Source organism: Candidatus Moraniibacteriota bacterium, from assembly GCA_016699385.1.
In the GTDB taxonomy this organism is placed as follows: Bacteria; Patescibacteriota; Minisyncoccia; order Moranbacterales; family UBA1568.
Genome location: CP064974.1, coordinates 587,406 through 613,935, shown reverse-complemented (window position 1 = coordinate 613,935; position 26,530 = coordinate 587,406). Strand labels below are relative to the sequence as shown.

27 protein-coding genes and 1 rRNA gene are annotated in these 26,530 nt (G+C 47.6%); 27 read left to right on the top strand and 1 reads right to left on the bottom strand.

The window, feature by feature from the left end; all coding sequences use genetic code 11:
- Positions 1 to 23 precede the first annotated feature (23 nt).
- From IPJ67_02905 to pgk, 25 genes are all read left to right on the top strand, one after another.
- A complete protein-coding gene (locus IPJ67_02905; GenBank protein ID QQR77081.1) occupies positions 24 to 1,691 on the top strand; it encodes a type II/IV secretion system protein in 1,668 nt (555 codons plus the stop codon).
- Between the two features lie 48 nt (positions 1,692 to 1,739).
- Positions 1,740 to 2,141 (top strand): response regulator, encoded by a 402-nt coding sequence (locus tag IPJ67_02900; protein ID QQR77080.1) that lies wholly within the window; start codon positions 1,740 to 1,742, stop codon positions 2,139 to 2,141.
- Between the two features lie 75 nt (positions 2,142 to 2,216).
- Complete coding sequence (locus IPJ67_02895; protein QQR77079.1) at positions 2,217 to 3,296, top strand: PilT/PilU family type 4a pilus ATPase; 1,080 nt, start codon at positions 2,217 to 2,219, stop codon at positions 3,294 to 3,296.
- A 245-nt stretch (positions 3,297 to 3,541) separates the two neighbouring features.
- A complete protein-coding gene (locus tag IPJ67_02890) occupies positions 3,542 to 4,753 on the top strand; it encodes a type II secretion system F family protein (GenBank protein ID QQR77078.1) in 1,212 nt (403 codons plus the stop codon).
- Positions 4,754 to 4,825: 72 nt separating this feature from the next.
- Positions 4,826 to 5,242, top strand: a complete 417-nt coding sequence (locus IPJ67_02885; GenBank protein ID QQR77077.1) for a type II secretion system protein — start codon at positions 4,826 to 4,828, stop codon at positions 5,240 to 5,242.
- A 76-nt stretch (positions 5,243 to 5,318) separates the two neighbouring features.
- The gene (locus IPJ67_02880) at positions 5,319 to 5,732 is read left to right on the top strand and encodes a type II secretion system protein (protein QQR77076.1); all 414 of its coding nucleotides are present in this window, start codon (positions 5,319 to 5,321) and stop codon (positions 5,730 to 5,732) included.
- A 145-nt stretch (positions 5,733 to 5,877) separates the two neighbouring features.
- Positions 5,878 to 6,684, top strand: coding sequence for a prepilin peptidase (locus tag IPJ67_02875; GenBank protein QQR77075.1), 807 nt, complete (start codon positions 5,878 to 5,880; stop codon positions 6,682 to 6,684).
- A 126-nt stretch (positions 6,685 to 6,810) separates the two neighbouring features.
- Positions 6,811 to 7,347, top strand: a complete 537-nt coding sequence (locus IPJ67_02870; GenBank protein QQR77074.1) for a type II secretion system protein — start codon at positions 6,811 to 6,813, stop codon at positions 7,345 to 7,347.
- A 60-nt stretch (positions 7,348 to 7,407) separates the two neighbouring features.
- Positions 7,408 to 7,971, top strand: coding sequence for a prepilin-type N-terminal cleavage/methylation domain-containing protein (locus IPJ67_02865; protein QQR77073.1), 564 nt, complete (start codon positions 7,408 to 7,410; stop codon positions 7,969 to 7,971).
- A 12-nt stretch (positions 7,972 to 7,983) separates the two neighbouring features.
- Positions 7,984 to 8,547: a prepilin-type N-terminal cleavage/methylation domain-containing protein gene (locus IPJ67_02860; GenBank protein QQR77072.1), complete on the top strand. Its 564-nt coding sequence runs from the start codon at positions 7,984 to 7,986 to the stop codon at positions 8,545 to 8,547.
- 99 nt (positions 8,548 to 8,646) lie between these two features.
- Entirely contained in the window at positions 8,647 to 10,746 is a 2,100-nt protein-coding gene (ligA, locus tag IPJ67_02855) for an NAD-dependent DNA ligase LigA (protein ID QQR77071.1), read from the top strand.
- Positions 10,747 to 10,757: 11 nt separating this feature from the next.
- A complete protein-coding gene (gatC, locus tag IPJ67_02850) occupies positions 10,758 to 11,045 on the top strand; it encodes an Asp-tRNA(Asn)/Glu-tRNA(Gln) amidotransferase subunit GatC (GenBank protein ID QQR77070.1) in 288 nt (95 codons plus the stop codon).
- 1 nt (position 11,046) lies between these two features.
- Entirely contained in the window at positions 11,047 to 12,504 is a 1,458-nt protein-coding gene (gene gatA, locus IPJ67_02845; protein ID QQR77069.1) for an Asp-tRNA(Asn)/Glu-tRNA(Gln) amidotransferase subunit GatA, read from the top strand.
- A gap of 17 nt (positions 12,505 to 12,521) precedes the next feature.
- Positions 12,522 to 13,052 carry a hypothetical protein gene (locus IPJ67_02840; protein ID QQR77068.1) on the top strand — a complete coding sequence of 177 codons (531 nt, stop codon included), beginning with the start codon at positions 12,522 to 12,524 and terminating at the stop codon, positions 13,050 to 13,052.
- Between the two features lie 183 nt (positions 13,053 to 13,235).
- Entirely contained in the window at positions 13,236 to 13,424 is a 189-nt protein-coding gene (gene secE, locus IPJ67_02835; GenBank protein ID QQR77067.1) for a preprotein translocase subunit SecE, read from the top strand.
- A gap of 24 nt (positions 13,425 to 13,448) precedes the next feature.
- Entirely contained in the window at positions 13,449 to 13,994 is a 546-nt protein-coding gene (gene nusG, locus IPJ67_02830; protein ID QQR77066.1) for a transcription termination/antitermination protein NusG, read from the top strand.
- A gap of 116 nt (positions 13,995 to 14,110) precedes the next feature.
- Positions 14,111 to 14,533 carry a 50S ribosomal protein L11 gene (gene rplK, locus IPJ67_02825; GenBank protein ID QQR77065.1) on the top strand — a complete coding sequence of 141 codons (423 nt, stop codon included), beginning with the start codon at positions 14,111 to 14,113 and terminating at the stop codon, positions 14,531 to 14,533.
- Between the two features lie 64 nt (positions 14,534 to 14,597).
- Positions 14,598 to 15,287, top strand: coding sequence for a 50S ribosomal protein L1 (locus IPJ67_02820; GenBank protein ID QQR78034.1), 690 nt, complete (start codon positions 14,598 to 14,600; stop codon positions 15,285 to 15,287).
- 351 nt (positions 15,288 to 15,638) lie between these two features.
- Complete coding sequence (locus IPJ67_02815; protein ID QQR77064.1) at positions 15,639 to 16,556, top strand: hypothetical protein; 918 nt, start codon at positions 15,639 to 15,641, stop codon at positions 16,554 to 16,556.
- A complete protein-coding gene (locus tag IPJ67_02810; GenBank protein QQR77063.1) occupies positions 16,553 to 17,368 on the top strand; it encodes a hypothetical protein in 816 nt (271 codons plus the stop codon). Before IPJ67_02815 ends, IPJ67_02810 begins: the two co-directional genes overlap by 4 nt.
- Positions 17,369 to 17,685: 317 nt before the next feature.
- Entirely contained in the window at positions 17,686 to 18,396 is a 711-nt protein-coding gene (locus IPJ67_02805; protein QQR77062.1) for a segregation/condensation protein A, read from the top strand.
- 7 nt (positions 18,397 to 18,403) lie between these two features.
- Positions 18,404 to 18,994, top strand: coding sequence for an SMC-Scp complex subunit ScpB (scpB, locus tag IPJ67_02800; GenBank protein ID QQR77061.1), 591 nt, complete (start codon positions 18,404 to 18,406; stop codon positions 18,992 to 18,994).
- A 53-nt stretch (positions 18,995 to 19,047) separates the two neighbouring features.
- Positions 19,048 to 20,046, top strand: a complete 999-nt coding sequence (locus IPJ67_02795) for a D-alanyl-D-alanine carboxypeptidase (GenBank protein ID QQR77060.1) — start codon at positions 19,048 to 19,050, stop codon at positions 20,044 to 20,046.
- Positions 20,047 to 20,103: 57 nt separating this feature from the next.
- Positions 20,104 to 21,213, top strand: a complete 1,110-nt coding sequence (locus IPJ67_02790; protein QQR77059.1) for a hypothetical protein — start codon at positions 20,104 to 20,106, stop codon at positions 21,211 to 21,213.
- Positions 21,214 to 21,382: 169 nt separating this feature from the next.
- On the top strand, positions 21,383 to 22,426 hold the full coding sequence (gene pgk, locus IPJ67_02785) for a phosphoglycerate kinase (GenBank protein ID QQR77058.1): 1,044 nt from the start codon (positions 21,383 to 21,385) through the stop codon (positions 22,424 to 22,426).
- 39 nt (positions 22,427 to 22,465) lie between these two features.
- Here the strand turns inward: pgk and IPJ67_02780 are convergent, their stop codons facing one another.
- Positions 22,466 to 23,953: a PEGA domain-containing protein gene (locus tag IPJ67_02780; protein QQR77057.1), complete on the bottom strand. Its 1,488-nt coding sequence runs from the start codon at positions 23,951 to 23,953 to the stop codon at positions 22,466 to 22,468.
- Between the two features lie 132 nt (positions 23,954 to 24,085).
- Between IPJ67_02780 and IPJ67_02775 the strand changes: the two genes are divergently transcribed.
- Positions 24,086 to 24,583 carry a hypothetical protein gene (locus IPJ67_02775; protein ID QQR77056.1) on the top strand — a complete coding sequence of 166 codons (498 nt, stop codon included), beginning with the start codon at positions 24,086 to 24,088 and terminating at the stop codon, positions 24,581 to 24,583.
- Positions 24,584 to 24,934: 351 nt separating this feature from the next.
- Positions 24,935 to 26,394: ribosomal RNA gene (locus tag IPJ67_02770) — 16S ribosomal RNA — on the top strand.
- The last annotated feature ends 136 nt before the right edge of the window (positions 26,395 to 26,530 follow it).

Sequence of the window (26,530 nt, the reverse complement as noted above, 5' to 3'; positions counted from 1 at the left end):
TGCTTATTTCGAGATTCTTGTTTATGCCGGATACTTCGTCTCATCCACACAATCCGGTTGTTTCGTCTCGTGTTGATAGCTCGAAGACGAAGGTTGGAGCAGGGGAGAAGCCATTTGTTCCGCTTAATATTGCTGCTGGAAAGATAGAGAAGCGAACACTGAATTTTATCGCAGAGGATACTGCTAGGCGACATCGCATGGTTTCGTTTGAGCACGATGGTTCAGTCTACAAGGTTGCCATGGAAAATCCGCAGGATATCGAAGCGTTGAATGTGCTCCGGTTTCTTGCAGAAAAAGAAGGTGTTGAGGTTCGCACCTACCAGATTTCTAAAGAAATGCTGGACAATGTTTTGTCTCAGTATTCTGGCACTGAAAAGGCTTTGTCTGAGGCGATTCAATCACTTAGTGATGATGATGTTTTTGATGATTCTTCTGTTGTGGTAGAAGAGAGCCAAGGGGCATTTCAGGATGCGCCGATTGCAAAATTGGTACAAGTTGTCATAGGACATGCGATTGATGGACGAGCAAGCGATATCCATATTGAGCCGATTGAGGGGAATTATCGAATTCGTTTTCGCGTGGATGGTGTCCTTTACGCCTCTCTCGTTTTGCCAGTTTCAGTTGGGAAAGCAGTAGTCTCTCGCATAAAAATTCTCGCTAATCTCAAAATCGATGAGAAACGAAAGCCTCAAGATGGACGTTTTCGTGTGACTGAGCGCGGGAAAACAGTAGATCTTCGTGTTTCAACATTGCCAGTAGTTGAAGGAGAAAAAGTAGTGCTTCGCGTGCTTGATAAATCCGCTGGACTTGCGAGTCTCGAAAAGATGGGATTATCCGGGCGGAATTATGAAGTATTGACACGGAAAATCATGGAGCCGTACGGCATTATTCTCATGACTGGTCCGACAGGATCGGGAAAATCGACGACTCTTTATGGATTCCTGAGCATTCTCAATAAAGAGGAACGGAATATCGTGACTCTTGAAGATCCTGTCGAGTATTTTCTTGATGGTATCAATCAGAGTCAAGTGAAGCCGGAGATTGGATATACATTTGCGAGTGGACTTCGAAGTATTTTGCGTCAGGATCCAAATGTGCTCATGGTAGGAGAGATTCGTGACAATGAAACGGCAGAGCTTGCGATTCATGCAGCGCTCACGGGGCATCTCGTTTTCTCGACGCTTCATACGAATGATGCGATTGGCGCGGTGCCGCGCCTCATTGATATGGGCATCGAACCCTTTTTGCTTGCTTCGTCACTTCAAGCAGTTGCAGCGCAGCGACTTGTGAGGCGTATTTGTGAACACTGCAAAGAACAGGTATCAACGCCGGAGAGAGTACTTGCAAAAGTACAGGAATTTCTTGCGGATATTTCGCCAGAAGAAGCGGCGCGATATCATGTGACTCTTGGCGGGACGCTTCAGTTTTTTGCAGGAAAGGGCTGTTCGGAATGTAATGACTCGGGATACAAAGGGCGTATTGCGCTTCACGAGGTGCTTGAAATGACCGATTCGCTTCGGGCCGTTATTGCCGAGCGGAAGGGGAGCGAAGCGGAGGTGCAAGAAATTGCCAAGAAACAAGGTATGACTTCGATGAAGCAAGACGGAATACTGAAGGCGCTTCGAGGAGATACGACGATTGCTGAGGTAGAGCGCGTCACTGAGGGCGCGACGCTCATCGATGAAGAGTAAGGTTTCACTAGGTTAACTTCTTCAAGAGAGTTTATGAATACAGAGAATATGAAAGGAAAGAAAGTTATGATTGTTGAGGATGATTTTTTTGTGAGTGATATTTACGAGACGAAGTTTAAGCATGAGGGGTGTGATGTTGTCGCGGTCGGGGATGGCGCAAAGGCAATTGCAAAACTTCGAGAAGGCTTTGTGCCCGATGTGATTCTGCTTGATCTTATCATGCCGAATATGGATGGGCGGGAATTTCTTTCGGAAGTGAAGAATTTTCCAAATCTTGCCGCTGTCCCTATACTTGTCCTCTCAAACCTTTCACAAGAAGAAGACGTGAATGAAAGTCTTGCTCTGGGTGCGAAGGATTATATTATCAAATCTCACTTGACCCCAACAGAAGTATTTCAACGTGTGGGTGATTTCTTGCAGGACAATGTTTCAGGAGTGCCAGAAGTATGATAGGATAGAGGAAGAATTTGTAGAATTGTATCAAATACGTTTGCGGAAATATTTTGAGATTTGATTTTTTTCACTATGGATCTTCGGTATGAACAACGCATGAAGAGTATCCTCCTTCTGGTTGGGCAAGAGGGGGCGTCTGATTTGCATCTTGCTGTTGGGCGGTACCCGACGCTTCGGATTGATGGGCGTCTCGTGCCAATTTCTAAAGAAGAAATTTTGACGCCGGATGATACCAAGGGGCTTGCCGACGTGATTCTTCGTGAGGAGAACAAGAAAGAGCTTCTCGAAGAAGGGCAGACAGACTTTTCCTATAATTTTGACAACAAGGCGCGTTTTCGGACCAATGTTTTTTTTCAGAAAGGGTATATTAGTGTCACGATGCGGTTTGTAGGAGAACGTATTCGGACGCTTGAGGAGCTCAATATGCCACCCTCGCTCTATGACTTCACAAAGCAGTCGCAGGGACTCGTGCTCGTTGCGGGACCGGTAGGGCATGGGAAATCCACGACACTCGCTGCACTCATTGACTCTATCAATCACAATCAGGACAAGCATATTCTCACTATCGAAGATCCGATTGAATATGTGTATGTGCAGGATCACTGCATTATCAACCAGCGTGAAGTCGGTGAGGATGCTAAGGATTTCTCGAAAGCGCTTCGAGCGGTATTTCGCGAAGATGCAAATGTTGTACTTCTTGGAGAATTGCGTGATTTGGAGACGATGGCAACGGCGATGACGGCGGCAGAGACAGGGCATCTTATCTTTGCAACGCTTCATACGAATGATTCTGCGCAAACTATCGATCGCGTGATTGATGTATTCCCTGCCTATCAGCAGAATCAGATTCGAGCGCAGATGGCGAGTGTGCTTCTTGGCGTCGTGTCACAGCGACTCTTGCCACGTATTGGCGGCGGACGTATTCCGGCAATCGAAATCATGATTAAGAATCATGCTGTTGAAAATCTTATCCGCGAGAATAAGAGTTTTCAGATCGACAGTGTTATCGAGACGAGTCTGAAGGATGGTATGGTTTCTCTTGATCGCTCGCTCGCTGATTTAGTGCAGCAGGGATTGGTAGATGTCGAAGATGCTTTCCGGTATGCCAAGAATCGCGATTATTTCCGCATGCTGGTTGGTGGCAAGTCGTAGGATTCTTGTTTCTTCCGAGTTTCAGTTTTCCGGGGCTTTCCGTTATGTGGGGACTTCCGTTTCCAAGAGAATAAAAGAAAACAAGAATCTCTTTGAGGAAAGCAATACTTTGTTTTAAAAAACGTTTTTTGAGAAGAGTATGGTACAATAGAAATAGAATTTTCTTAAGAGTCTCGAAGAGTCTTTCATCTCACGGCGATGAGTATGCAAGGAACGGCGAGGCGGAATAAAATACAAAATTTTCTATGCGGTATATATTTACAGCAAAAGATGAGGCAGGGGAAATGAAAAAGGGTACTGTGGATGCGCTTACAAAGGAGCTTGCAGCGCAAATTCTCCAACGGAACGGTTTGGTTCCGGTTGCGGTTGATCGCGAGAGCGCCGGCTTTTCGGTGGAGCGGGAGTTTCAGAAGATGCTCGATCGTGTGACGCAGAAGGAGCTTATGGTGTTTTTCCGCCAGCTTTCGACGCTCATCGAGGCGCGCGTGCCAGTGGTGAGTTCACTTCAGGCGATTGCTGATCAGTCGGACAACAAATATTTGCGGCTTATCGTCAAAGAAGTAGCGGATGATCTCGAGGACGGTATGGCGTTTTCTGAGGCGCTCGGGCGTTTCCCGGATACATTCTCTCCGCTTGTGGTGAATATGGTGCGCTCGGGCGAGCTTTCCGGAAATCTCCAGAAATCCGTCACATTCATCGCGGACAATATCGAACGAAACTACCTTCTTTCTTCGCGTGTGAAGGGCGCACTTTTTTATCCGGGGTTTGTCGTGGCGGTTGCTGCTATAATTTCATTTATCGTGGTTTCATTTATTTTGCCGAAGCTTACGGTGATGATCAAGGATCTCGGCGTACCAATTCCGTGGTACACGCAGGTAGTTATGAGTGTCGGAGATTTCATGAATTCCTATTGGTGGGTAGTGCTTCTCATGTTGATTGCCGCTTTTGGCGGTGCGATTTTCTATGCGAAGAGTGAAGATGGGCGTCGCGAATGGAATTATCTGCAGTTGAAAATCCCCGTTATTGGGACGCTCTTGCGCTATGTGTACATCGCGCGCTTTGCTGACAATCTTAGTGCGCTTCTCTCGAGCGGTATACCGGTTGTCCGAGCACTCCATATTGTTTCCGATGTGGTAGGCAATACCGTGTATCAGTCGGTTATCTTGCGCGCCGCCGACGAAGTGAAGACAGGAAAGACGATTAGCTCGGTTTTCGTACGCTCCTCCGACATTCCACCTATTGTCTCGCGCATGCTCATGATTGGTGAAGAGACCGGCAAGATGAATCACGTGCTCGATAGCACCGCGCGCTTCTATAGTCAGGAAGTCGACAATATCACGCGCAACATGACATCGCTTATCGAGCCGATACTCATTGTTTTTCTTGGAATCGGCGTGGGTATTCTCGTGGTTTCTGTTATAATGCCTATATACAATATTACGGGTTCGATTTCGTAAGGGCATGTTTACTTGGATAAGTGCTTTGTTGGGGGTGTGCAAAGGAATAATACAAAATCAATCATCGGCTCTATGCGACAAAAGAAATTCTCTCTTTCTGGATTTACACTCATTGAGCTTCTTATTGTTATTGCAATTATTGGGATTTTGGCAAGCATTGTACTTGTGAGTTTGCAAAGCGCAAGAGAAAGAGCAAAACTTGCTCGGTTTAAGGCAGTTGTTCATTCTATGCAGACCAAGGCTATCGAGGTTTGCGATAACGGTTCGTTGGATTTCACTGATGTGAGTGGATCGTTCGGAACATTTCCAGCAGATATTGATGCTGGAACTATCGGCAATGACGTTGATGTGGAAGATTGTGGTATTAGTTCAGGGAATTCATTTCAGGTATCTGTTCAATCGGCGAATCTTGCCACACAGTGTACGGCAATTATTGAAGAAACGGGCATTACGAGCTTCAAACTTTCTGATGGGATAACTGACTGTTAGTGTCTTCGTCTCTCGTAAACAAGAGTATCTTTGACGAGAGGATTCAAAAATTAAAAAAGAAAGGAGGTGAGAAACTATGAAAAAAACAAAAGGTTTTACACTTATCGAACTTTTGATTGTTATTGCGATTATTGGTATTTTGGCATCTATAGTCTTGGTGAGTTTGAGTAGCGCTCGAGACAAGGCGAAAATTGCAGCGTATAAAGCGCAAGTACATTCTATTCAGGCGGCTGCGATTTTGGCATGTGATTCCCTTGCTACAGATTCGGTTGCCGCTCTTAAGGCTGCAATAGTGGCAGCTCCTGGAGGTCTTCCTAGTGGAGTGTCCTTCGCGGGTTCTGGTGTAGGTGGTACAGAAACAACGAGTTGTGGCAATGCGGGAGCTGGAACATTCCTGTTGAACATAACGTCAAGCAATGTTCCAACAGCGAATAGTTGTCAGCTGAGTGAAGTCCAAGATACTGGAGCGGCATTTAACAGTGGTTGTTAGGCGTCTTTCATTCTCATGATGAATAACTGAATTTTCTGCAAAACCCCCGCAATGTCGGGGTTTTTGCTTTTCGTCTTTGATGTAATGGGAGGGTGGTATATGGTATACTGATATTCGAGAGGGAATTTTGTAGAACAGAAATCGTATGTTTATTTTCATTGCTTTTTCTGTATTTGGTCTTATCATTGGGAGCTTTCTCAATGCGGTTTCGTGGCGGATGAAAGAGGGGATCGGGCTTGGTGGGAGGAGTATATGCCCTGCGTGTCGAGGGAAAATTGTGTGGTACGACAATATTCCGCTTCTTTCGTTTCTGCTTCTTGGTGGGAAATGTCGATCGTGCAAGATGAAGATATCGTGTCGATATCCACTTGTCGAGGGGGCGACTGGTGTGCTTTTCGCGCTTCTTGGGAGCACGTTTTTCTCGTGGTGGAATGTGCCATCGTGGGCGCTCACGGTGTTTTACCTCGTGTCGGCGAGTGTCCTCGTGCTTATCTTCCTCTTTGACCTTGAGAGTATGGAGATTCCGAATATTCTTCTGTGGATTGGGGTTGGTTGGGCGCTTCCGATGTTGCTTGTTCTTGATGCCTTTGCGCCTTTGCCGCAGACATCGATATGGTCGCTTCATCTGTATTCGGGTGTGCTCGCTGGGCTGATTGCTTTTCTCCCGCTTTTCCTCATGGCGGCGATTTCGCGGGAGAAATGGATGGGGATGGGAGATGGGTTTCTTGCATTTTTCTTGGGGCTTGTCGTGGGGTGGCCACATATGATGCTTGCGCTTATTCTTGCGTTTGGCATGGGGGCGTTTGTTGGTGTACTACTTATTGCTTTTGGGAAAAAGGGGATGCAGAGTCAGGTTCCTTTGGGACCGTTTCTTATTCTCGGTGCTTTTCTAGCGCTTCTTTTGCCGGAGTGGTTTCCTGTCGCGTTCAGTGCGCTTTTTTGGTATTGGTAGAAGTGAAATTTTTTCTCTGATATTAAGAAGTGTGGTATACTGAAATTGTTAGTGGAATGCATTTCGGTAAGTATTTGTTGCAGTGGGAACATTTTCTTTTGTATTGTTTCTTTGTTGAATTTTCCTATGCGCTCCGTTCGTGGATTTTCTCTGGTTGAATTGATGACGGTGATTGCGTTTATCAGCATCATGATGGCGGTTACCTTTGTATCATTCTCAGGGAAACGAGATGAAACCGCGCTCAAGACATCGGCACGTGAGGTGGCAGCCGTCGTCCGAACGGCTCAGAATAACGCGCTTGCCGGAGTGAAAGAACATGGGAATGATAGTGGGCTTTGTCGGCATATAGCAAGAGCGACGAGCTTGAGCTCCTATGGGATTTCTATACGACACCTGAAGCCGATGAAGCCAGATGGTGACTGTTCTCAGTTTCCCTCAGATACAACTGAGTCTTCGTCTAGCACGTATTCACTTAGTTCTGGAGTTACTTTTGAGTCGTCATCGTGGGAGGTTTCCTTTGGGGTTCCTCGTGGAAATGTGCTTGAGTCAACGGATCAGAATATTGTTCTTCAGAGAAATGGCAAGTATTCAGCAGTGTGCGTGCTCACTTCCGGAGTGGTAATTGAAAAGCCTGTTTCGTCCACGGTCCCTTCGTGTCCTTGAGTATTTCTTGTTGTTTCATTGCTGTTTCGTGAATAGCTGTTGTTTTCTGTAATTTTTCCTATGCTTTTTTCACATTGGCGTTCTCGAAAAATTCGATCACAAAAGGGCTTCTCTTTTGTAGAGGTGATTATTTCGCTCTTTGTGCTTTCGATTGGATTTTTGGGCGTAGTGAATCTTTCGACGACGACGCTTCGAAATTCTTTTTTGCAACGTGACGCGGTTGTTGCTTCGATGTTGGTACAGGAGGGGGCGGAACTCGTATACAATATTCGTGATACCAATCTCGCAAAGGGCGCTACGGCATTTGCGGGTGTATCTGAAGGAACGTATCGCATTGATTTTGAAAATCCCACTTTGGTATCGGGTTCATATCAAGTATCCTTGGATAGTAATGGTTTCTACGGGCATTCTGGAACGACGCCGACAAAATTTTCTCGGAAAGTTATTGTTGCAGGTACTTCTTCCGGTGGCGTGGAGAGTCGGAAAGTAACCGTTGTCGTTGTGTGGGGTGGCACGAATTTTCCTACGACTATCGATACGGCGCATTGCGGCAAGTCTATTGTCAACCCTTCTGGACCGACGATTCATTGCGCTTTTTCGCAAACGGAGCTTCAGGAAAATTAATTGACGTATTGTATGCGGACTTCTTCTCAAAACTCACGAGGGTTCTCGCTCCTGGAAGTGCTCTTGGCGACGTTTATTTTCTCTATCATCATGGTGGGCGTGACGTCGTATTTCGTGAGTATTACCGTGGCGAATCAGAATACGAAGCGTCTCCAGCAGAATCTCGAAGACATTCAGTTTACTATGAATCGTATTGCAAAATCGTTGCGGACATCGGTGGTTATTTCCTCACATGGGGATCTACGTGTATTCGACTATTCGCAGTCGCTTTGTCTTCGATACAAATTTGAAGGGAATGGTATGGTTGAATATTCCGCACTCCTTCCAGAGGGAGAACCTGATGAAAAAGTGTGGTGCAACAATCTTTCTCCGTCATCGTTTACCTCGAGCACTCTTGTGAGTGTGACGAATGGCGCAGCACTCAGCGGACAATTTTTTGTATCTCCCTCAAGTGATACTCCTGGTAGCGAGGCTGCCGGGCGGATAACAATGAACGCAACCATCTCACGTCAGGGCAGTTCTTCGACTATTCAGACGACGGTTTCTTTGAGAAATTATAAGGAAACATTTCCGTAGGAGACAACGTTGTTTGTGGGGGAGTGGTGAATTCTTCGCGCTCGGCCAATGGTCGAGCGCTTCTTGTTTGTGGCTTCTGTCTGCGATATACTTCTCTGTATGAATTCCATCGAAGCAAAAGATCGAATCGAGAAATTGCGCGCCGAGATACATCGGCATCAGCGCTTGTATTATGCGCTCGATACGCCGGAAATACCGGACTCGGCATATGATTCGCTCATGGCGGAATTGATTGATTTGGAAAGGGCTTTCCCAGAGTTTAATTCGCCGACAAGTCCATCTCAGCGTGTTGGATCGGCGCCGCTTGCTGCTTTTGTAAAGGTGCGACACGAGGTGGAGCAGCGATCTTTTGACGATGCTTTTGATGCTCATGAGATGCGGAAGTGGGAGGAGCGAAATATGAAAATTTTGGAGAAATCTGAAGTAGTTTCCGGGGGCACTGTGTATGATTGCGAGCTCAAGATAGACGGACTCAAAATCGTACTGACCTATGAGCGAGGTATGCTCGTGCGCGCGGCGACGCGTGGCGATGGAGCTGTTGGTGAAGACGTCACGCAGAACATTCGGACGATTGCGAGTATTCCGCTTCAGCTTACTTCCTCGGTCGATGCGATTATTGGCGGAGAGATTTGGCTTTCCAAGAAAGAGCTTGCTCGTATCAATGCTGAGCGGGCGCGAGAGGCCGAGCCACTCTTTGCAAATACGAGAAATGCTGCTGCCGGTTCTATTCGCCAGCTTGACTCGAAAGTGACGGCAGGGAGGAAATTGAGCTCGTTTATGTATGATGTAGAGAGGATAGAAGGAGAACTTGGGAAGATACAATCGCAGACGGAAGAATTGGAACTGTTGGAGCGGTTGGGATTCAAGGTGAATTCGGAATTTCGAGTGTGTAAGAACCTCACCGAAGTGGAATCCTACTACGAAGAGTGGGGAAAGAAGCGTGCGCGTTTGGATTATGAGATAGATGGTGTTGTTGTGAAGATTGAGTCACTCGCGTTGCAGGATCGGCTTGGTGCGACGGGGAAAGCACCACGATGGGGCATTGCCTACAAATTTCCGGCAGAGGAAGTCTCCACTGTGGTAGAGAAAATTACGGTGCAAGTGGGGCGAACGGGTGCGCTTACGCCGGTTGCGCATTTGCGTCCAGTGCGCGTTGCGGGGTCGACGGTTTCTCGGGCGACGCTTCACAATGAGGATGAAATTCGTCGTCTCGATATCCGGACAGGCGATACGGTGATTCTCCGCAAGGCGGGTGATGTGATTCCGGAAATAGTGCGTGTCCTCGAAAACTTCCGTACGGGAAAAGAGAAAATATTTCATATGCCGAAAACGTGTCCCGCTTGCGACTCGCCGGTTTCGAGGATTCCTATTGGGCAGGCAAAGGGGCATGCGTCTGATACGGAGAGTGCTGCGCACTACTGTACCAATCCGAACTGCGCTGCAGCGGAGAAGGAAAAAATTATTCATGCGGTCGGACGGAAGGGATTTGATATTTCTGGCTTTGGCGAGAAGGTTTCTGGGCAACTTTTTGAAGAAGGTATCGTTTCGGATATTTCCGATATTTTTGAACTTGAAGAAGGCGATCTCCAACCCTTGGAGCGCTTCGCGGAAAAGTCGGCAGGAAAGCTCATCGCTGCTATTCAAAAGAGTCGAAAGATTTCCTTTCCGAAGTTTCTTTTTGCGCTTGGCATTCGCCATGTGGGAGAAGAGACAGCGTATCTTATCGGTACGGAACTTCCGACTTTGAACGTATGGCATGATGTTGGAGAACAAAGCTTGAAAAGCATCATCACGATTTTTCCAAAAATTTCCACCGAAATGTGGGTGAGTATAAAAGGCATTGGTGAGAAAGCAGGAGAGAGCCTTGTTGGTTGGTTTCGGGATACGAAGAACCTCGAACGCTTGCGAAAGATGGAGCGGCTCGGCGTGGACGTTTTCTTTGAAGGGCAGAGGCTTTCCGCTCAGACTTCACTGGTTACTGGGAAAACATTCGTTTTGACGGGTGAACTCACTCGCTTTACACGAGACGAGGCAAAAGATATGATACGGAAGAAGGGTGGGAACGTCTCTTCATCGGTCAGTAAGAAGACGGACTTTGTTGTTGCTGGTGACAACGCTGGTTCGAAATTCAACACAGCGAAGGAGCTTGGTGTAAATGTATTGAGCGAAGAAGAATTCGTGAAAATGATGGAGGAATAAATCTGTTTCTTATGCTTTCGAAAGAAGACGTACAACATATTGCGCGGCTGGCGCGGATCGGGTTGGAGGAAAAAGAAATCGAGACATTCCAAACGGATCTCTCGGCGGTTTTGGATTCGTTTCGGGAATTGGAGCAAGCGGATGTGACGGGCGTGCCAGCCGAAGGACTCTTACCTGGGCGGCAGAATTCGCTTCGCGAGGATATACCGAAGCTTCCCAATCCAGACGAACGCGAGCGAATTATCTCGCTCTTCCCGCGCAAAGATGGGAATGCCCTCACAGTGAAAGCGGTGTTTTGATATGATTCGAAAACTTCACCAAAAATTATTGGACCAGGAGACGACTTCGACGAAATTGACCGAAGATTATTTTGACGCGATTGAAAAGAGAGATAGTGAGATTGGGGCGTATCTCACGCTTACGAAAGAATCGGCGCTTCGCGCGGCGCATGAAGTTGATGAGCGGATCAAGCGGGGCGAGGAAATTGACCTCCTCGCGGGGATTCCGTGTGCCATCAAGGACAATATGTGTATGGTAGGTGTCCGGACAACAGCCGCTTCCAAAATTCTCGACAACTATATCGCGCCCTATGATGCGACGGTAGTCGCGGAACTCAAAGATGCGGGCGCGATTATACTCGGGAAGACCAACATGGATGAATTTGCGATGGGTTCCTCGACCGAGTCGAGCGCGTACCAGCAGACGAAGAATCCTCACGACACCGATCGTGTGCCAGGAGGATCGTCCGGCGGTTCGGCGGCAGCAGTCGCGGGGGAGCTCGCTGTTTTTGCTCTTGGGTCGGATACGGGTGGCTCTATTCGTCAACCGGCGTCTCTGTGTGGTGTTGTGGGATTGAAACCAACCTATGGTAGGGTGTCGCGACATGGACTTATCGCCATGGCATCGAGTCTTGATCAGATTGGACCATTGACGCAGACGGTCGAGGATGCGGCAATTGTGCTTTCGCGTATTGCAGGCGAAGATGCGCTTGATGCGACGAGTGCCGAGAGTAGCGGCAAATCGTACGAGCATTTCCTTTCGGAGGATATGACGGGGAAGCGCGTTGGTGTCCCAAAAGAATATTTTTCTGAAGCACTTGATCTATCTGTTCGCGCCGTTGCTGAGCGGGCGATTGAACGGTTTCGGAGTTTGGGCGCTGAGATTGTTCCGATATCGTTTCCGTCGAGTCATTTGGCACTTCCGACCTATTACATCATTATGCCGGCGGAAGTGAGTTCAAACCTCGCTCGTCTCGATGGCATTCGCTACGGACTTTCGATTGATGACGAGAAGCGATCATTTCTTGAGAAATCGGGACTCTTCGAAACATATCTCGATACGCGTCAGTATGGATTTGGAACAGAAGTGAAACGGCGCATCATGCTCGGCACCTATGCGCTCTCTGCCGGTTACTACGACGCCTATTATACGAAGGCGCAGAAGGTTCGAACGCTCTTGCGGCGCGAATTTGAAAAAGCGTTTCTTGATGTAGACTTTATTTTTTCGCCGACCGCACCGGAAGTAGCGTTTCGATTTGGCGCGAAAGCCGAGAATCCGCTCTCGATGTATCTTTCCGATATCTATACCGTGACGGCAAACCTGGTCGGCGTGCCAGCACTTTCTTTTCCCATTGGTTTCCTCGAAGAGGATGGGAAGAAACTTCCGCTTGGTGGGCAATTGATGGGAAAATGGTTCGACGAAGAAGGAATTTTGAATGCAGCACATGCGTTTGAAAAAAGTCTCCAAAGTCTTTCTTGAAAACACAAAAATATTCTATGGACTCTTCCAATGAGATCATTCCAATTATCCAGACGGCTTTCGAAACCGTCATGGCTTCGACGACACTCTCGTTTCTTGTCGGATTCCTCGGGCTCTATTGTTTGGTCTTGTTTGCGGATATTATTTTGCTTTTCATGCTTCGGGCGGTTGGTGGCGATCTCAAGAAGGGATTTTTCGGTACCAAAGAGCGTCCACTCACATCATCGCGGCGTCTTTTGAAGGAATGGAAGTCTCTAGAAGCGCGTCTTGCATCGGGGCAGCCTTCGGAGTACAAAGTGGCTCTTCTTGAGGCAGATGCTTTTGTGAACAAAGTTCTTTCGGAAATGGGCTATGAAGGGAAAGATGCCGGTGAGCGTTTCAGTGCGATTCCTCCGGGGCACTTTTCGGGGCTTGGTGGACTTATCGAGGCACATGAGATTCATAACCGTATTGTGCATGAGAGAGACTTTTCACTCGAACAGAGCGAGGCGACGCGGATTCTTTCGCTTTATCGAGATGTGCTTGAGGAAGCGGAAATATTCTCCTAAAATGCCTGCGAGGAGTCGTTTTGAAGAATTCCCCCCATTAATGGGCCGGCGTTTGACAGAAAGGGGATTTTCGAGTACTCTGAAAGTACAGAGAGAGCCCACAAGAGTCCAGAGGGGCTCTTTAAAAAACCCAAAATCGCGTATTTCACAAAGAAAAAGCTTGATTTTCCCTGTAGCTGGTCTATGCAAAAAATAGTTGAATATTTCCTTGAAGCGAAGGCAGAGGCGCTCAAAATAAATTGGCCGTCGCGGGAGCAGGTGACGCGGTATACACTTATTGTGCTTGCTGTTTCGGCATGTGTTGCGGTGCTGCTTGGGACGCTTGATGCTCTCTTTGGGGCACTTTTTCGTAAATTTATTCTTGGAGTCTAGCTCGAATTTTTCTCTTTTTTCATTATGGCAAAGCAAACACAACATCATGGGCGGGCGTGGTATGTGCTTCACACCTATTCCGGTTACGAAGACAATGTCTCACGAAACCTCAATCAGCGAATCGAGTCCATGGGCATGCAGGAATTTATCTTCGACGTCATGGTTCCGAAGGAAAAGAAAATCAACATGAAGAATGGGAAGCGTGTCGTGGTAGAGGAGCGGATTTATCCCGGGTATATCTTGGTTGATATGATTGTGACGGATGCCTCGTGGTATGTGGTTCGCAATACACCAAACGTGACGGGGTTTATCGGGCTTGGAACGACGCCGACACCCGTTGATCCCAAAGAAATCGACGCGCTCAAAAAGCGGATGGGTGTCGAAGAGCCGAAATTCAAAATCGATGTTCGAAAGGGCGATCCGGTCAAGATTGTGGACGGTCCCTTCAAGAATTTTGATGGAAAGGTAGAAGAAATAGATGACGCGAAGGGAAAGGTGAAAGTGCTTGTATCTCTGTTTGGTCGCGAGACTCCGGTCGAGTTGGACTTTCTCCAGATTAAGAAAGTATAGCTTGTATATTTTGACGATACGTTTCACGGTATATATAAATTTCTGTTGTTCGAGGTTCCGAGTGCTTCTTTCGGAATTTGGGATACGAGAGGTATCATTGTTCTAATTTTTCTCTTATGGCAAATATCAAGACCGTTATCAAACTTCAGATTCCTGGAGGAAAGGCAAATCCAGCGCCGCCAATCGGACCGGCTCTGGGGCAGCATGGACTCAATATCCAGGACTTTTGCGTGAAGTTCAATGAGGCGACAAAGGATAAGATGGGAGATATCATTCCGGCTGAGATTACGGTGTTCGAGGATCGCACATTTACATTTGTTCTGAAGACACCGCCAGCGTCCGAGCTCCTCAAAAAGGCAGCAAAGGCATCCAAGGGCGCCGCAAATCCTCTGAAGGATACAGCCGGGTCTATTACAAATGACCAACTGCGTGATATTGCTGCAGCGAAGATTGTCGACTTAAATGCAAACGATGTCGAAGCAGCAATGAAGGTAGTTGCCGGTACAGCGCGGAGTATGGGTATTAAGATTCAAGGATAATTTTTTGTCTCTGTGGGAGTCTTCCTCGTCTTGACGAGAGGGACGTATGCACCACGATACGACTATGAAACAAGGGAAAAAATATCGGAAGATTGCCGAGCGTATTGAGAAGGGAAAAGTGTATGAGGTACGCGAAGCACTTTCTTTGCTTCGCGAGACGCCGGTTGCAAAATTTGATGAGTCGGTAGAATTGCATCTTCATCTCGGTATTGATCGCAAGAAGACCGATCAGCTGGTTCGTGGAACAATCATTTTTCCAAATGGTTTAGGTAAGTCCAAGAAAGTCGCCGTTATCACATCGTCCAAGGCAGCAGAAGCCAAAGAGGCAAATGCGGATGTAGTTGGCGGGGAAGAGATGATCGCGGGTATAAAAGAAGGGAAGGTGCTTCCTGGGACGGACTTCGATATTCTCCTTTCGACGCCGGAAATGATGCCGAAGCTTGCGCAGATTGCGAAGATTTTGGGACCGAAAGGTCTTATGCCAAATCCGAAGAATGAAACGGTGACAACGAAGATAAAAGATGCCGTTCTCGCTCTGAAGAAGGGAAATAAGGCGAGCTTCAAAACAGACGACTCTGGAAATATTCATCAAGCGGTTGGAAAAGTTTCTCTGGAGACTGAGAAGATTGCTGAGAATGTCACTGCTTTTATCGAGACGGTTCAACGCCTGAAGCCAGATGGCTTAAAGGGGAGGCTTATCGTTTCCGCCACTCTCGCCACCACCATGGGTCCAGGCGTCCGTGTGCGAGTGTAACGGCTTCTCATTCCGAAGAATTTTTTTCTGCATCCCCTTTCAAAAAGGGGATGCTTTTTTGAATTTTGAAGGAGAAAAAACGGAAGCAGGATTGTTCAGAGTGGTTCGAATAGAATGGACGGAGGACGGGTTGCAAATCGAAATATTTTTTCAATCACTTCAATTATTTGATGGAATATTGGGAGGTTTTTAACCTGAAATTATATAGAATAGCAGTGTTATCTTGACATATATCACCTCCCATGGTATTCTCTCCTTCGAGCATCAGGAATGATGCTCGTTTTTCAAAGTTCTTTCTCAATGAGGGATTTCTTCTCCAATCATTCATCTGTGCTACAATAAGGGGCATATATGACTATTTCGTGGAAATCAAAACGGGTATGGGCGGTGTTGTCCATCGCGATAATCGGACTCTTGGCTATTACCAATGCGTTCGCTTCGCGGCTCTCCGATAATGCGTTCTCGTGGGCACCAAGAGCAGTATCTCTCTCTGGTACTCCTGGCAGTACAGTTTCATTCTCGGTCACAGCTCATGCGGGACCAGTGCTTGCCAAGACGTTCTGTGCTCTCGGCGCCAAGACGTCTGCAAAGCTCTCTGATAATCTCGCTTCCATAGCGAGTATGGTCGAGATTGTTCCGGGAAATATCTGCGAACGCGATACGGTTGTTTCGGTGACGCTACATCTCTCACCGTCTGCTTCAGTGGGGTTAGTTGATGGCTCTCTCCGTCTGTATCGCACGGTGCGTATATTCGGCAAAACAGTCGTGACGCCAATCTGGCTTGCGGAATCGTTGCCTGTATCGCTCTCTCTTGAGATGACGGATGATGGTCTCCCTACCGATCCGGGCGAAGCTGGAAAAGTGACCCTTGCTGGAATCGACTCTGATGGTGACGGGATACGCGATGATATACAGCGGTATATTGCGCTCACCTATCCTGGGGATGAAAATATCAATGTTCGAAAAGCATTGAGGCAAGATGCTGAAGGGTTTCAGTTGGAGCTCCTTGCATCGTCGGATAAGGAAGAGTCTGTGCGATTGTTGCATGATCGCGAGAAGGATGGGAATTGCCTAGCGGGAGTTATGGGCATTGATGCGTCGGCTGATGCTGAGGATGCAATGAAAGAACGGATTCTCAATACCGAACTGCGTTCTCGTGCATGGATTGCCTTTAATCGGCATATTGGTGGGGAAGTGAGTGGCGCTATCCATCCATGGGAGTACCTTACGCAGTGCGATTTTGACACTACTCAGGTGGGAGGTGAATGATGAAGGTGTGGCTGTATTTGTTGAGTTTCATAGTTGTCCTCTTTGGAGTGGGTAGCGCGTCGGCGTATGCTGATGTCGACTGTTCGTCCATATCCAATCCGCCGACCGTGTTTTTTGTAAACGGGATGCGGACGGATAAAGCTTCTGCTGAGAAGACGAGGAGAAAGTTGGAAGAAACTTACCTCTCCTTTGTTAATTCTCTGCCGAACCAATCCTACGTTGCGGATGAAATGCGGTGTGTGCGGTTTCAAGCTGCGCACAATCAGAAGGAGGATGCTTGGCTCGAGCTTCTCGAAGTCTTCTTGCAGTCTGTTCCAGATGACACTACGACATTTTGGCAATGGATTGATATGGCAGCGGGCATCTCCGTTCCAGAGTGGTTTCGGGAAGCACAGTTGAATGTCACAAAGACGATTTCGACTGCTTTCGCCTATATTGTAGATGAAGATTTGCAACAGCATGTTGAAAACTATGCTGGGACTCTGGGCAGACGCTTGGTTGTAGCGCATTCTCAGGGGAACTTTTATGCAACGGAGGCAAATCTTCTTCTCCCTTCAAGTCTTCGAGTGCCTGTTTTCGCTGTTGCGACGCCTGAAAGTGTCGATTCCTATAGAGGATATCTCACATATGGAAGTGATGAAGTGATCAATGCGATTCGCAACATAACGGGCGCACTTCCGGCAAATGCAGAAGGGATCTGCGGAGCGGATGACTGGAGTTGTCACGGGATGCGGGAGACATATCTGGAAACGAGCGGACAAGATATTGGACGGGCAATTTATGAAGCGCTCTCTCCTGTATTTCCTCTCTGATGTGCAGTAAGAAAATCAACCCCCTTTGCTATAGAATAGCGAAGGGGTTTTTGTTTCTTTTGCAATACATGGGTAGGTTTTCAATTGGTTGATGTTGCAGTATATTTTCTGTGCTTTTCTGAGGAGTATTTCTTTATCTCTCCAGTCGCACTGGTATATCGATTGCTTACTGTAAATCCCGAGTCTTTTTGGTTTCTATTTTGGCTTTGTGGTACAATAGAAGCTACTTGTGGATGTGTGGATTTTCTTTATAGCACTGATAAATTGTTTGCTTTTCTTGTTGTGTTGGCTTTTGTTGAGGTTTCCTTTTCTATTTTATGTACCACGTGCGGTTGGAGCAATTCGAGGGACCGATGCCACTTCTCCTTTCTCTTATTGAGAAGGAGAAACTTGATATTACGCGACTTGCGCTTGCTACTGTCGCCGATCAGTATCTCGAGCATATTGCACACGAGAATGATGTCCCGCTCCCACATCTCTCGCAGTTTCTCGCGGTTGCTTCGCGACTTTTGTTACTCAAATCCCGAGCGCTCTTGCCAGTACTTTCATTCACAGAGGAAGAAGAAGGCGAGATAGAAGATCTCGAGTGGCGGCTACGGGAATACAAGCGGTACAAGGAAGCATCGATGAAACTCGGGAGCTTGTTTTTGATGGGACATCGAGGTTTTCATCGAGAATCGTTTGTCAATGTTCCGGAGGTATTTGTGCCGCCATCCAATGTTCGTGCTGAGAATATTCGAGAGGCGTTTTCTGCTGTATTGGGAGCTATTCCATTGCCTGTTTCTCTGGATGAGCATGTCGTTGAAGAGGTAGTGACGCTTGAGGAGCGCGTGGCGTTTTTGGAGACTCGGATTGAGCGGTGTCTTGAAGTGGCGTTTTCTGAAATAGCGGCGGAATCACGCGATCGAGTGGAAGTCGTAGTTTCTTTTTTGGCACTTCTTGAATTGGTACGGCGGAGGACATTTGAGGTTAATCAGGGAGAACTTTTCGGGGAAATACGATTTCGTCGAGTAATGGTGTCTGCATAGATTTCTTATGGATATACAGAAAATAGCATCAATTGTGGAGGCGCTTCTTTTTGTCTCGGGGGACCCAGTGTCGGTTTCTCGACTTGCTGAGGTGATAGACGTTTCCGAGGAAGAATTGGAAGCGGCGTTGGAATTGCTCGGGAAGTCGTACGAGGAAGATAATCGAGGGCTTTTTCTGATTCGGAAAGACGGCGATATCGTGCTGACGAGCCATCCGGATAGCGCTCTCTTTGTCGAACGATTTGTCCGCAGTGAACGAGAAGGGGCGCTTTCTCGAGCAGCACTGGAGACGCTTTCGATAGTTGCCTACCGCTCGCCGATTGGGCGCGCTGATATCGATTCGATTCGCGGAGTGAACTCGACTATGACGCTGCGCAGTCTTCTTTTGCGCGGTCTCATCGAGCGACGCGGGAATCTGGATGACACGCGGGGCTATCTCTATAGCCCGTCGCTTGCATTTCTGGAAACACTCGGACTTGCGAATTGCTCGGAGCTTCCTGATTTTGATCATCTTTCGAAAGACGAACGTCTCTCGACGTTGGTTCCGGATGTGGATACTCCAAAGAAGGAGAATAATGAAGAGTCTGAAAATATATGAACACTGCGCATTTGTCACGACCCACTTTTTTGAGAACCTCTTTTCGAGTAGGAATGCTCGTTGCAATTCTTTGCGGCGGTGTGTTTTTCGTAAAAACAAAACTTTTTTCTAGTAATGAAACTTCTCCTCAGATTGCTGAGGCGCTCGTGCCGGAAGTGGAGGGTGTTTCGGATGCTCATGAGGAAAACTTTCCCATCTCATTTGAATCTCGGGATCATGCTGCGGAATTTCGACCGATTCGGAAGGAAGGTGTATATGATTTGGCACTTCCTTCAGCACATGCAAGTGTGGTGATGGATGCCGAGTCGGGGATTGTTCTTCAGGAAAAAAATTCGCATGAGGAGAGACAAATTGCCTCTCTGACCAAACTCATGACGGCGATACTGGTTGTTGAACGCATCAAAAATCTGGATGAGTTTGTGAAAATCGATGAGGAGATGATTACTGCGGAAGGAACAAGAGTTGGTTGTCCTCGGTCAGGATTTTGTAATGGAGTGCGTTTGCATGTTGGAGAGGAAGTCTCTGTGAGGAGTCTCCTTATGGCGATGCTGATGAATAGTGCCAATGACGCGGCGCAGTCGCTTGCAAAGCACACAGCTGGGTCAATGAGCGCATTTGTCGATCTTATGAATGCCAGGGCTCATGCACTGGGACTTTTGGATACGCATTTCTGTACACCATCGGGGTTGGAGCCAGATGGTCATGAGTCGAGTTGCTATTCTTCGGCATTTGATATCGCGCGAATTGCCTCTCAAGCGCTGAAGTATGATATCATTTGGGAGTTGGCACGAACGCCTGGCACGACGATTGTATCGAGAGATGGGAAATATGCACATGATATTTTCAATACGGATGTGTTGCTTGGTGAAGACTCTCGCCTTATCGGTACCAAGACGGGCTTTACCCCGCTTGCCGGATATTCACTTCTTGCAATTTCATTTGACCCAAATCGTCAGCACAAAGTGGTATCGGTAGTATTGAATGATCCGGAACGGTGGTCGAGTATCAAAAAGATGTTCTCTTGGGCATTCCAGTCACACTATTGGCGCTAAAACTTTTTTCTAAAAGCTCTCGTGTAAACGAGTGCCCATGTGACTTTTAGCATACTTATGGTACAGCTCTCTGACATACAAACCATTCCGGAAGTGGTGCATGTTCTCAAAGTCTTAGTGACGGGACTTCTTGCTTTTTGTCTCGCTTTTTTCTTGACGCCCCTGTGGACGCATATTCTCTATCGGAACAAGATTGGGATTCGCATCAAGGAATGCGGCGTCTCCGGCGACAAACTCACTGTCGTGAATTCACTTCATGCGAGGAAGGCGGGGACACCAACAATGGGCGGTGTTATTGTGTGGTTTTCTGTTGTTGTCCTGGCACTCTATTCTCACTTCGTCTTTCCGGCACTCGCCGGTTTTTTTGGGAAAAATTTCATTGCGCGGCTCGACTTCTTCAGTCGATCACAGGTGTGGCTACCGCTCTTTGCGCTCACGGCAGGGGGGCTACTTGGTCTTCTTGACGACTGGATGAGTGTTCGAGGTATTGGAAAGAACAAGGGTGGTGGCATGAGATTTCTCATGCGATTTTGGTGGCTTTTTGCGATTGCCGGAACGGGGGCATGGTGGTTCTATGCCAAACTTGGCTGGGACCGGATTCATGTGCCAGCCGTCGGAGATTTCTCGATTGGATGGTGGTACATCCCCGTTTTTATACTGGTGATTCTCTTTGCGGCAATTTCATCAAATGAAACGGATGGACTTGACGGACTCAATGGCGGTGTCTTGTTGATGGCATTTGGTTCTTTTTCACTTATTGCGTTTTTTCAAAACAAAATGGATCTTGCAGCATTTTGTTCCGCGATTGCTGGCGCATTGCTTGCCTTTCTTTGGTTCAATATTTATCCGGCGAGATTTTTTATGGGCGATACGGGCGCAGTGTCGCTTGGTCTCACACTTGGTGTGGTCGCTATGCTCACCAACTCTGCGCTCGCGCTTTTTGTTATCGTCTTCATCTACGTACTCGAATCGGGAAGTGCCGCTCTTCAGCTTATGAGTAAGCGATTGTTCCATCGGAAGATTTTCTTGGCAGCACCGATACATCATCATTTCGAAGCGCTTGGTTGGCCCGAACCGAAAGTGGTGATGCGCGCCTGGATTTTCACAGTGATTACTGCGACTTTGGGCACTATCATCGCTATTCTCGGCATGGGGAGGTATCACTAGTGTTGCCTACAAAAGTTCTGACTCTCAAGAAAGTCTCTACAAAAATACTCTCTTGGAATTGATATGTCCAGAATTAATGTAAGATAGTAGTACTCATTTTTTTTGTTGCTTGTGTTTTGAGTTTCCGTGTTTCAATGCTGTGGCTGTATCAATTTTTAATGTTTCATATATGACTCTACGAAGTGTGCGAGATGCGGATGTAGCTGGGAAGAAGGTGTTGGTTCGAGTGGATTGCAATGTTGAACTCAATGAGAATCGGGATGTGAAAGAGAAGTATAAGGTGGATGCTGCACGGCATACAGTGGAGTATTTGCTTTCAAAGGGTGCCAAAGTGGCACTTGCGACACATTTGGGGCGACCCGAGGGAAAGCGCGATGATGCGTTTTCCGTGAAGTATATTGCAGACGATGTTGAGCGGATTCTTGTAAGGAAGGTTCATTTCGTCGATGATTGTGTCGGTGACCAGGTTGTTGCTATGCTGAGTACTCTTCCGGAGGGGGAGATTCTTCTTCTGGAGAATGTCCGGTTCTCTCCTGGAGATGAATCGAATGATCCGGAATTTGCACGAGCGCTTGCGGCGCCGTTTGATGTATTTGTGAATGATGCCTTCAGTGTGTGTCATCGGGATCAGGCGAGTGTGACCGGTGTCACGAAATTTCTGCCGAGTTTCGCCGGACTTCATCTCTTGGATGAAGTGAAACATCTGACAGATGCGCGCGAACATCCGGCGCGTCCGGCGGTTGCCGTGATTGGTGGTGCGAAGATCGAGACGAAGCTCCCGATTATTCGTATGTTCGAAGAGAACTACGATCGCGTGCTTGTTGCTGGAAAGGTTGCGTGTGAAGCGGAGGATGAAGGAATTTCATTTTCTGATAAGGTGTTGCTTCCGGAGGATTATGCTCCTGATCGACAAGATATTGGTAGGAAAACTTTGCTTCGTTTTCGCGAAGAGATATTGAAAGCAAAGACCGTCGTGTGGAATGGTCCTTTGGGAAAGTTTGAGAATCCCGAATATGCTGCGGGAACAAATATGACACTTGAGAGTATTATCGAGAGCGGGGCGTTTTCTATTGTTGGTGGCGGCGAAACAATCATCGCTCTTGAGGAAGCAGGAGTGTTTCAGAAAATTTCTTTTGTTTCAACGGGTGGCGGCGCTATGCTTGAGTTCTTAAGTGGCGAGACACTTCCAGGACTGGTAGCCCTCGAAGGATGAGGCTGGCTGAAAATGTAATTTGCATCTTGTTTGCTGCGACTATTGTCCAAATCCGAAGAAGCCGAGGGGCTCTGGAAATGTAATGGAAGAAAGTGTAGAAAGAGATGTTGATTGTGTGTCCGGTAGAAGGAAGAGAATTTCGTTTTTTGAGCCGATACTCGATATCTGAAGTGGCACGGAGGGAAGATTGAGAACCGTGACCATATCTCGACTTCCACGGTCGTCGAGTTCGATTGCTCGTATGTCATTCCCGGAGAAGAAGATGATGTGCTCGTAGTCTTTGGTCCATTGGACATCATGTATGGTATTTGAAAATCGTCCGATATCGAGACGGTCATTTTCTTGACGGACGGGCTGTACTTCCCATTTTCGCGTGAAGAATGTGAATATTTCCCAATCAGTCCAGTAGAGAACTTTTTTTCCATCGTCGGAAAACTGCACGCCTTTTGCGTCTTTTGAGAGGCTTTTGAACCATTCGCCTCCCTGTCCTTTATTGAAGAGGAAGAGGTCTCCTGTGCCATTATTGAGAAGAGTAATTCTCGTTTCGTCGTAGGCGATGAGGGAGAATGGCGTGGTGTATTTGTGAGAGAATCCTTCCGGAGGAGCGGTCGTGAGTTGCTTTTTTTGAGCGGGATCCCCCAGTGGGAATTGGTAGAGTATGCCGGTTTTTGGTTCAAGTGCGATGAGTGTGTTTCCAACGGTGTCGTAGCTTTCGATATTGTCGGACAGTGCTGTCTCGTGAAGGGGCGTGTCTATAGGGAGACTGAAGAGCGTTGCTCCCGAGAGGAAGAGAATCGTGTTGGCATTCGGATTCCATCGTACTTCTCGTGGATGTGGAACGTTTACAATATCTTTGATATCAGTTGTGGTTGCTATGTCTGTTTGGATAAGAAATGTATGCTCCTCTTGTGTTTCTCGAGAGAGAAGGGAGAGGAGGAAATGTGTTGCATCTCGTGAAGACCACCGCAAAGCATTTCTTGGAGCGTCCTTGCTGAGGAAAAAGTCCGTGCTGCTAAATACTTGCTCTCGATTTCCGGTTGTTGTGTTGAGCACGGTGACGGTTGTTTCTTGATCATTCTCTGATACTATGGCAATTTGATTCTTCTGGGGGAGAGGAAAAAATGCCTGACCATCTTTGAAAGAAGCGAGTACTTTCTGGGGGTATTCAGTTCGGGCAAGAAGTATATTCCAGAATTCAGTGGCGATACCGCTTCGGACGGTGATTTCTTTGGACCAGGTGCTAAATCCGGGTGCGGAAACAGAAACCGTGTGTTTCCCCGGAAGAATACCTTCGATATGATAGGAGCTGTTGAGGCGATTGCTGTCGGCGGATACAGGCTTGCCGTCTATTTGTATATCGATGTTTTGTGCGGGGTTTGCTTGGATGGAAACGGAACCCGTGTATATGAAAATGCCCCGCTCGAAACTGTAGCGGTATCCCATGAGGAAGAGCACGATAATGGGAGTTGTCACGAGAAAGGTGAGTGTGAGTGCCCAAAAAAACACGCGCCGACGAATCGGACTCATAGGAAAGTAGTATAGAGATGAATGCCCTTATAGTATCGATTCGGAGCCTTTTTCGCAAGCGTTGACCAGGAGAGTGGCGCGGTGTACGCTTTGAGTGTGTACTCAAAATTCGATGTTTTTTCGATGAATCATATGAATGTCCTGACCTCCTTTTTTTCCTTTGTGCCGGGGAAGTTTGCGGGAGACCTTTCATTTCTCCTTCTCTTTATCGGGGGAAGTCTCGCGTTATCATTTGTGTTGGGGCGCACGCGACTCCTCAGTGTCGTCGTGTTTTCCTATGTGGCGCTTGCTCTTGTATTGACTGTTCCAGCATCGTGGATTGCTTTTGCGCCAGAGGGAAGAGCTATTATCTTTGTCGTACTTCTTGCTTTCTTGGTTATGGTGGGAGACTACATTCTCGATATTCATATCTCCAATCCGACATCGACGTTTTTCTCGCGAGTGCTCGTGATGGGGTGCTTGGGGACGGGTCTTGCGATGAGTATGGCACTTTCCTTGGTGTCGAGATCATTTGCTTTGCGGTTTCTCTCTCCGACGGTGTATGGCTATTTTTCTGACTCATGGGCGCGTCTTGTTTGGATGGCGGCGCCACTTGTCTTTCTCCTCTTCGTCAATAAGCGCCGAAGATAGGGATTTTGGCTTGTACTAGTCACATTCCTCTCTTTTCCGGCAGGGTATTACACCTGTCCGATAGAGGAAAAAGCATGGAATGGGTCGGACGCTTGACAGAAGTCTTTTTGTTCCTCTATACTGCACATGCGAAGGAAGAAAGCTTTCCGCCTTCTTTTTTATCGCCAAGAGCCCCTTAACAATTTGCGAAAGTATGATTGCAATTTTTTGCGGTCAATCCAATAGTTACATGGATCTATTTAAGTCTTCTTTATCTTCGCAAGGGGAAGGGAAGCAACTTCTCGAGAGTTTATCTGCCATTATAAGATGAGTGGTGGAGTTCGGTTTACCGGATGCTCTCGGAATATCATCTTTATTGAGAGTTTGATCCTAGCTCAGGATGAACGCTGGCGGCATGGATAAGGCATGCAAGTCGAGTGGGTTTAGACCCACGGCAAACGGGTTAGTAATACGTAGGAATGTTCCCTCAAGTCGTGAATAATTTGTCGAAAGACAAGCTAATACACGATGTGCTCTACGGAGTAAAGATTTATCGCTTGAGGAGCAGCCTGCGTCCTATCAGCTAGTTGGTGGGGTAAAAGCCTACCAAGGCTCTGACGGGTAGGGGGTGTGAGAGCATGGCCCCCAACATTGGGACTGAGACACTGCCCAAACTCCTACGGGAGGCTGCAGTCGAGAATATTCGTCAATGGGCGAAAGCCTGAACGAGCGATGCCGCGTGTAGGATGAAGGCCCTCGGGTCGTAAACTACTTTTTTCAGGGAAGAATTTCGATGACGGTACCTGGAGAATAAGAGGTTACTAACTCTGTGCCAGCAGTAGCGGTAATACAGAGACCTCAAGCGTTATCCGGATTTATTGGGCGTAAAGGGTGGGTAGGTGGTCGTGTTAGTCAGATGTCAAATCCTTCGACTCAATCGAAGAACTGCATTTGAAACGGCACGACTTGAGGCGGTGAGAGACCAGTGGAATTCACGGTGTAGTAGTGAAATGCGTTGATATCGTGAAGAACACCAAAGGCGAAGGCAGCTGGTTGGCACCGATCTGACACTGAGCCACGAAAGCGTGGGGAGCGAATGGGATTAGATACCCCAGTAGTCCACGCCCTAAACGATGCACACTAGGTATGGGAGGAATCGACCCCTTCCGTGCCGTAGCTAACGCGTTAAGTGTGCCGCCTGGGAAGTACGAGCGCAAGCTTAAAACTCAAAGGAATAGACGGGGATCCGCACAAGTGGTGGAGCATGTGGTTTAATTCGACGATAACCGAGGAACCTCACCAGGGTTTGAAATCTAGCTGGAGATCTTAGAAATAAGAAGTCCTTCGAGGCCGCTAGACCAGGTGCTGCATGGTCGTCGTCAGCTCGTGTCGTAAGATGTTCCGTTAAGTCGGGAAACGAGCGCAACCCCTGTCGCGTGTTACACGTATCACGCGAGACCGCCCCGCACCTTTTTTCTGAGCAGAATGAAGAGACGTTGCCTTTGGCAGTATTTCTTTGTTGCTGTTTACCGAAAATAATCGGGAAAAGGGTGCGGGGAGGAAGGAGGGGATGACGTCAGATCAGCATGGCCCTCTGACACCCTGGGCGACACACGTGCTACAATGGCCGGTATAAAGGGTTGCCAAGTCGCGAGACGGAGCTAATCCCAAAAAACCGGCCCCAGTTCGGATTGGAGTCTGCAACTCGACTCCATGAAGCCGGAATCACTAGTAATCGTGAATCAGCCAAGTCACGGTGAATACGTTCTCGGATCTTGTACTCACAATAAAAGCGCCGGGCAGTATATATTTCTAGAGAGTTCAAATCTCTCCCCCCGATTCGTCAACTGGGGCGTAGCTGAAGAATAGTCGTTTCTCGCGAGGGAAATGGCGAAGGATTCGGAAGCAAATGGCAGTCTGATTATCCGTCGAAAGGCGGAAAACGGTATCGACCTTTGGATAGGTGGT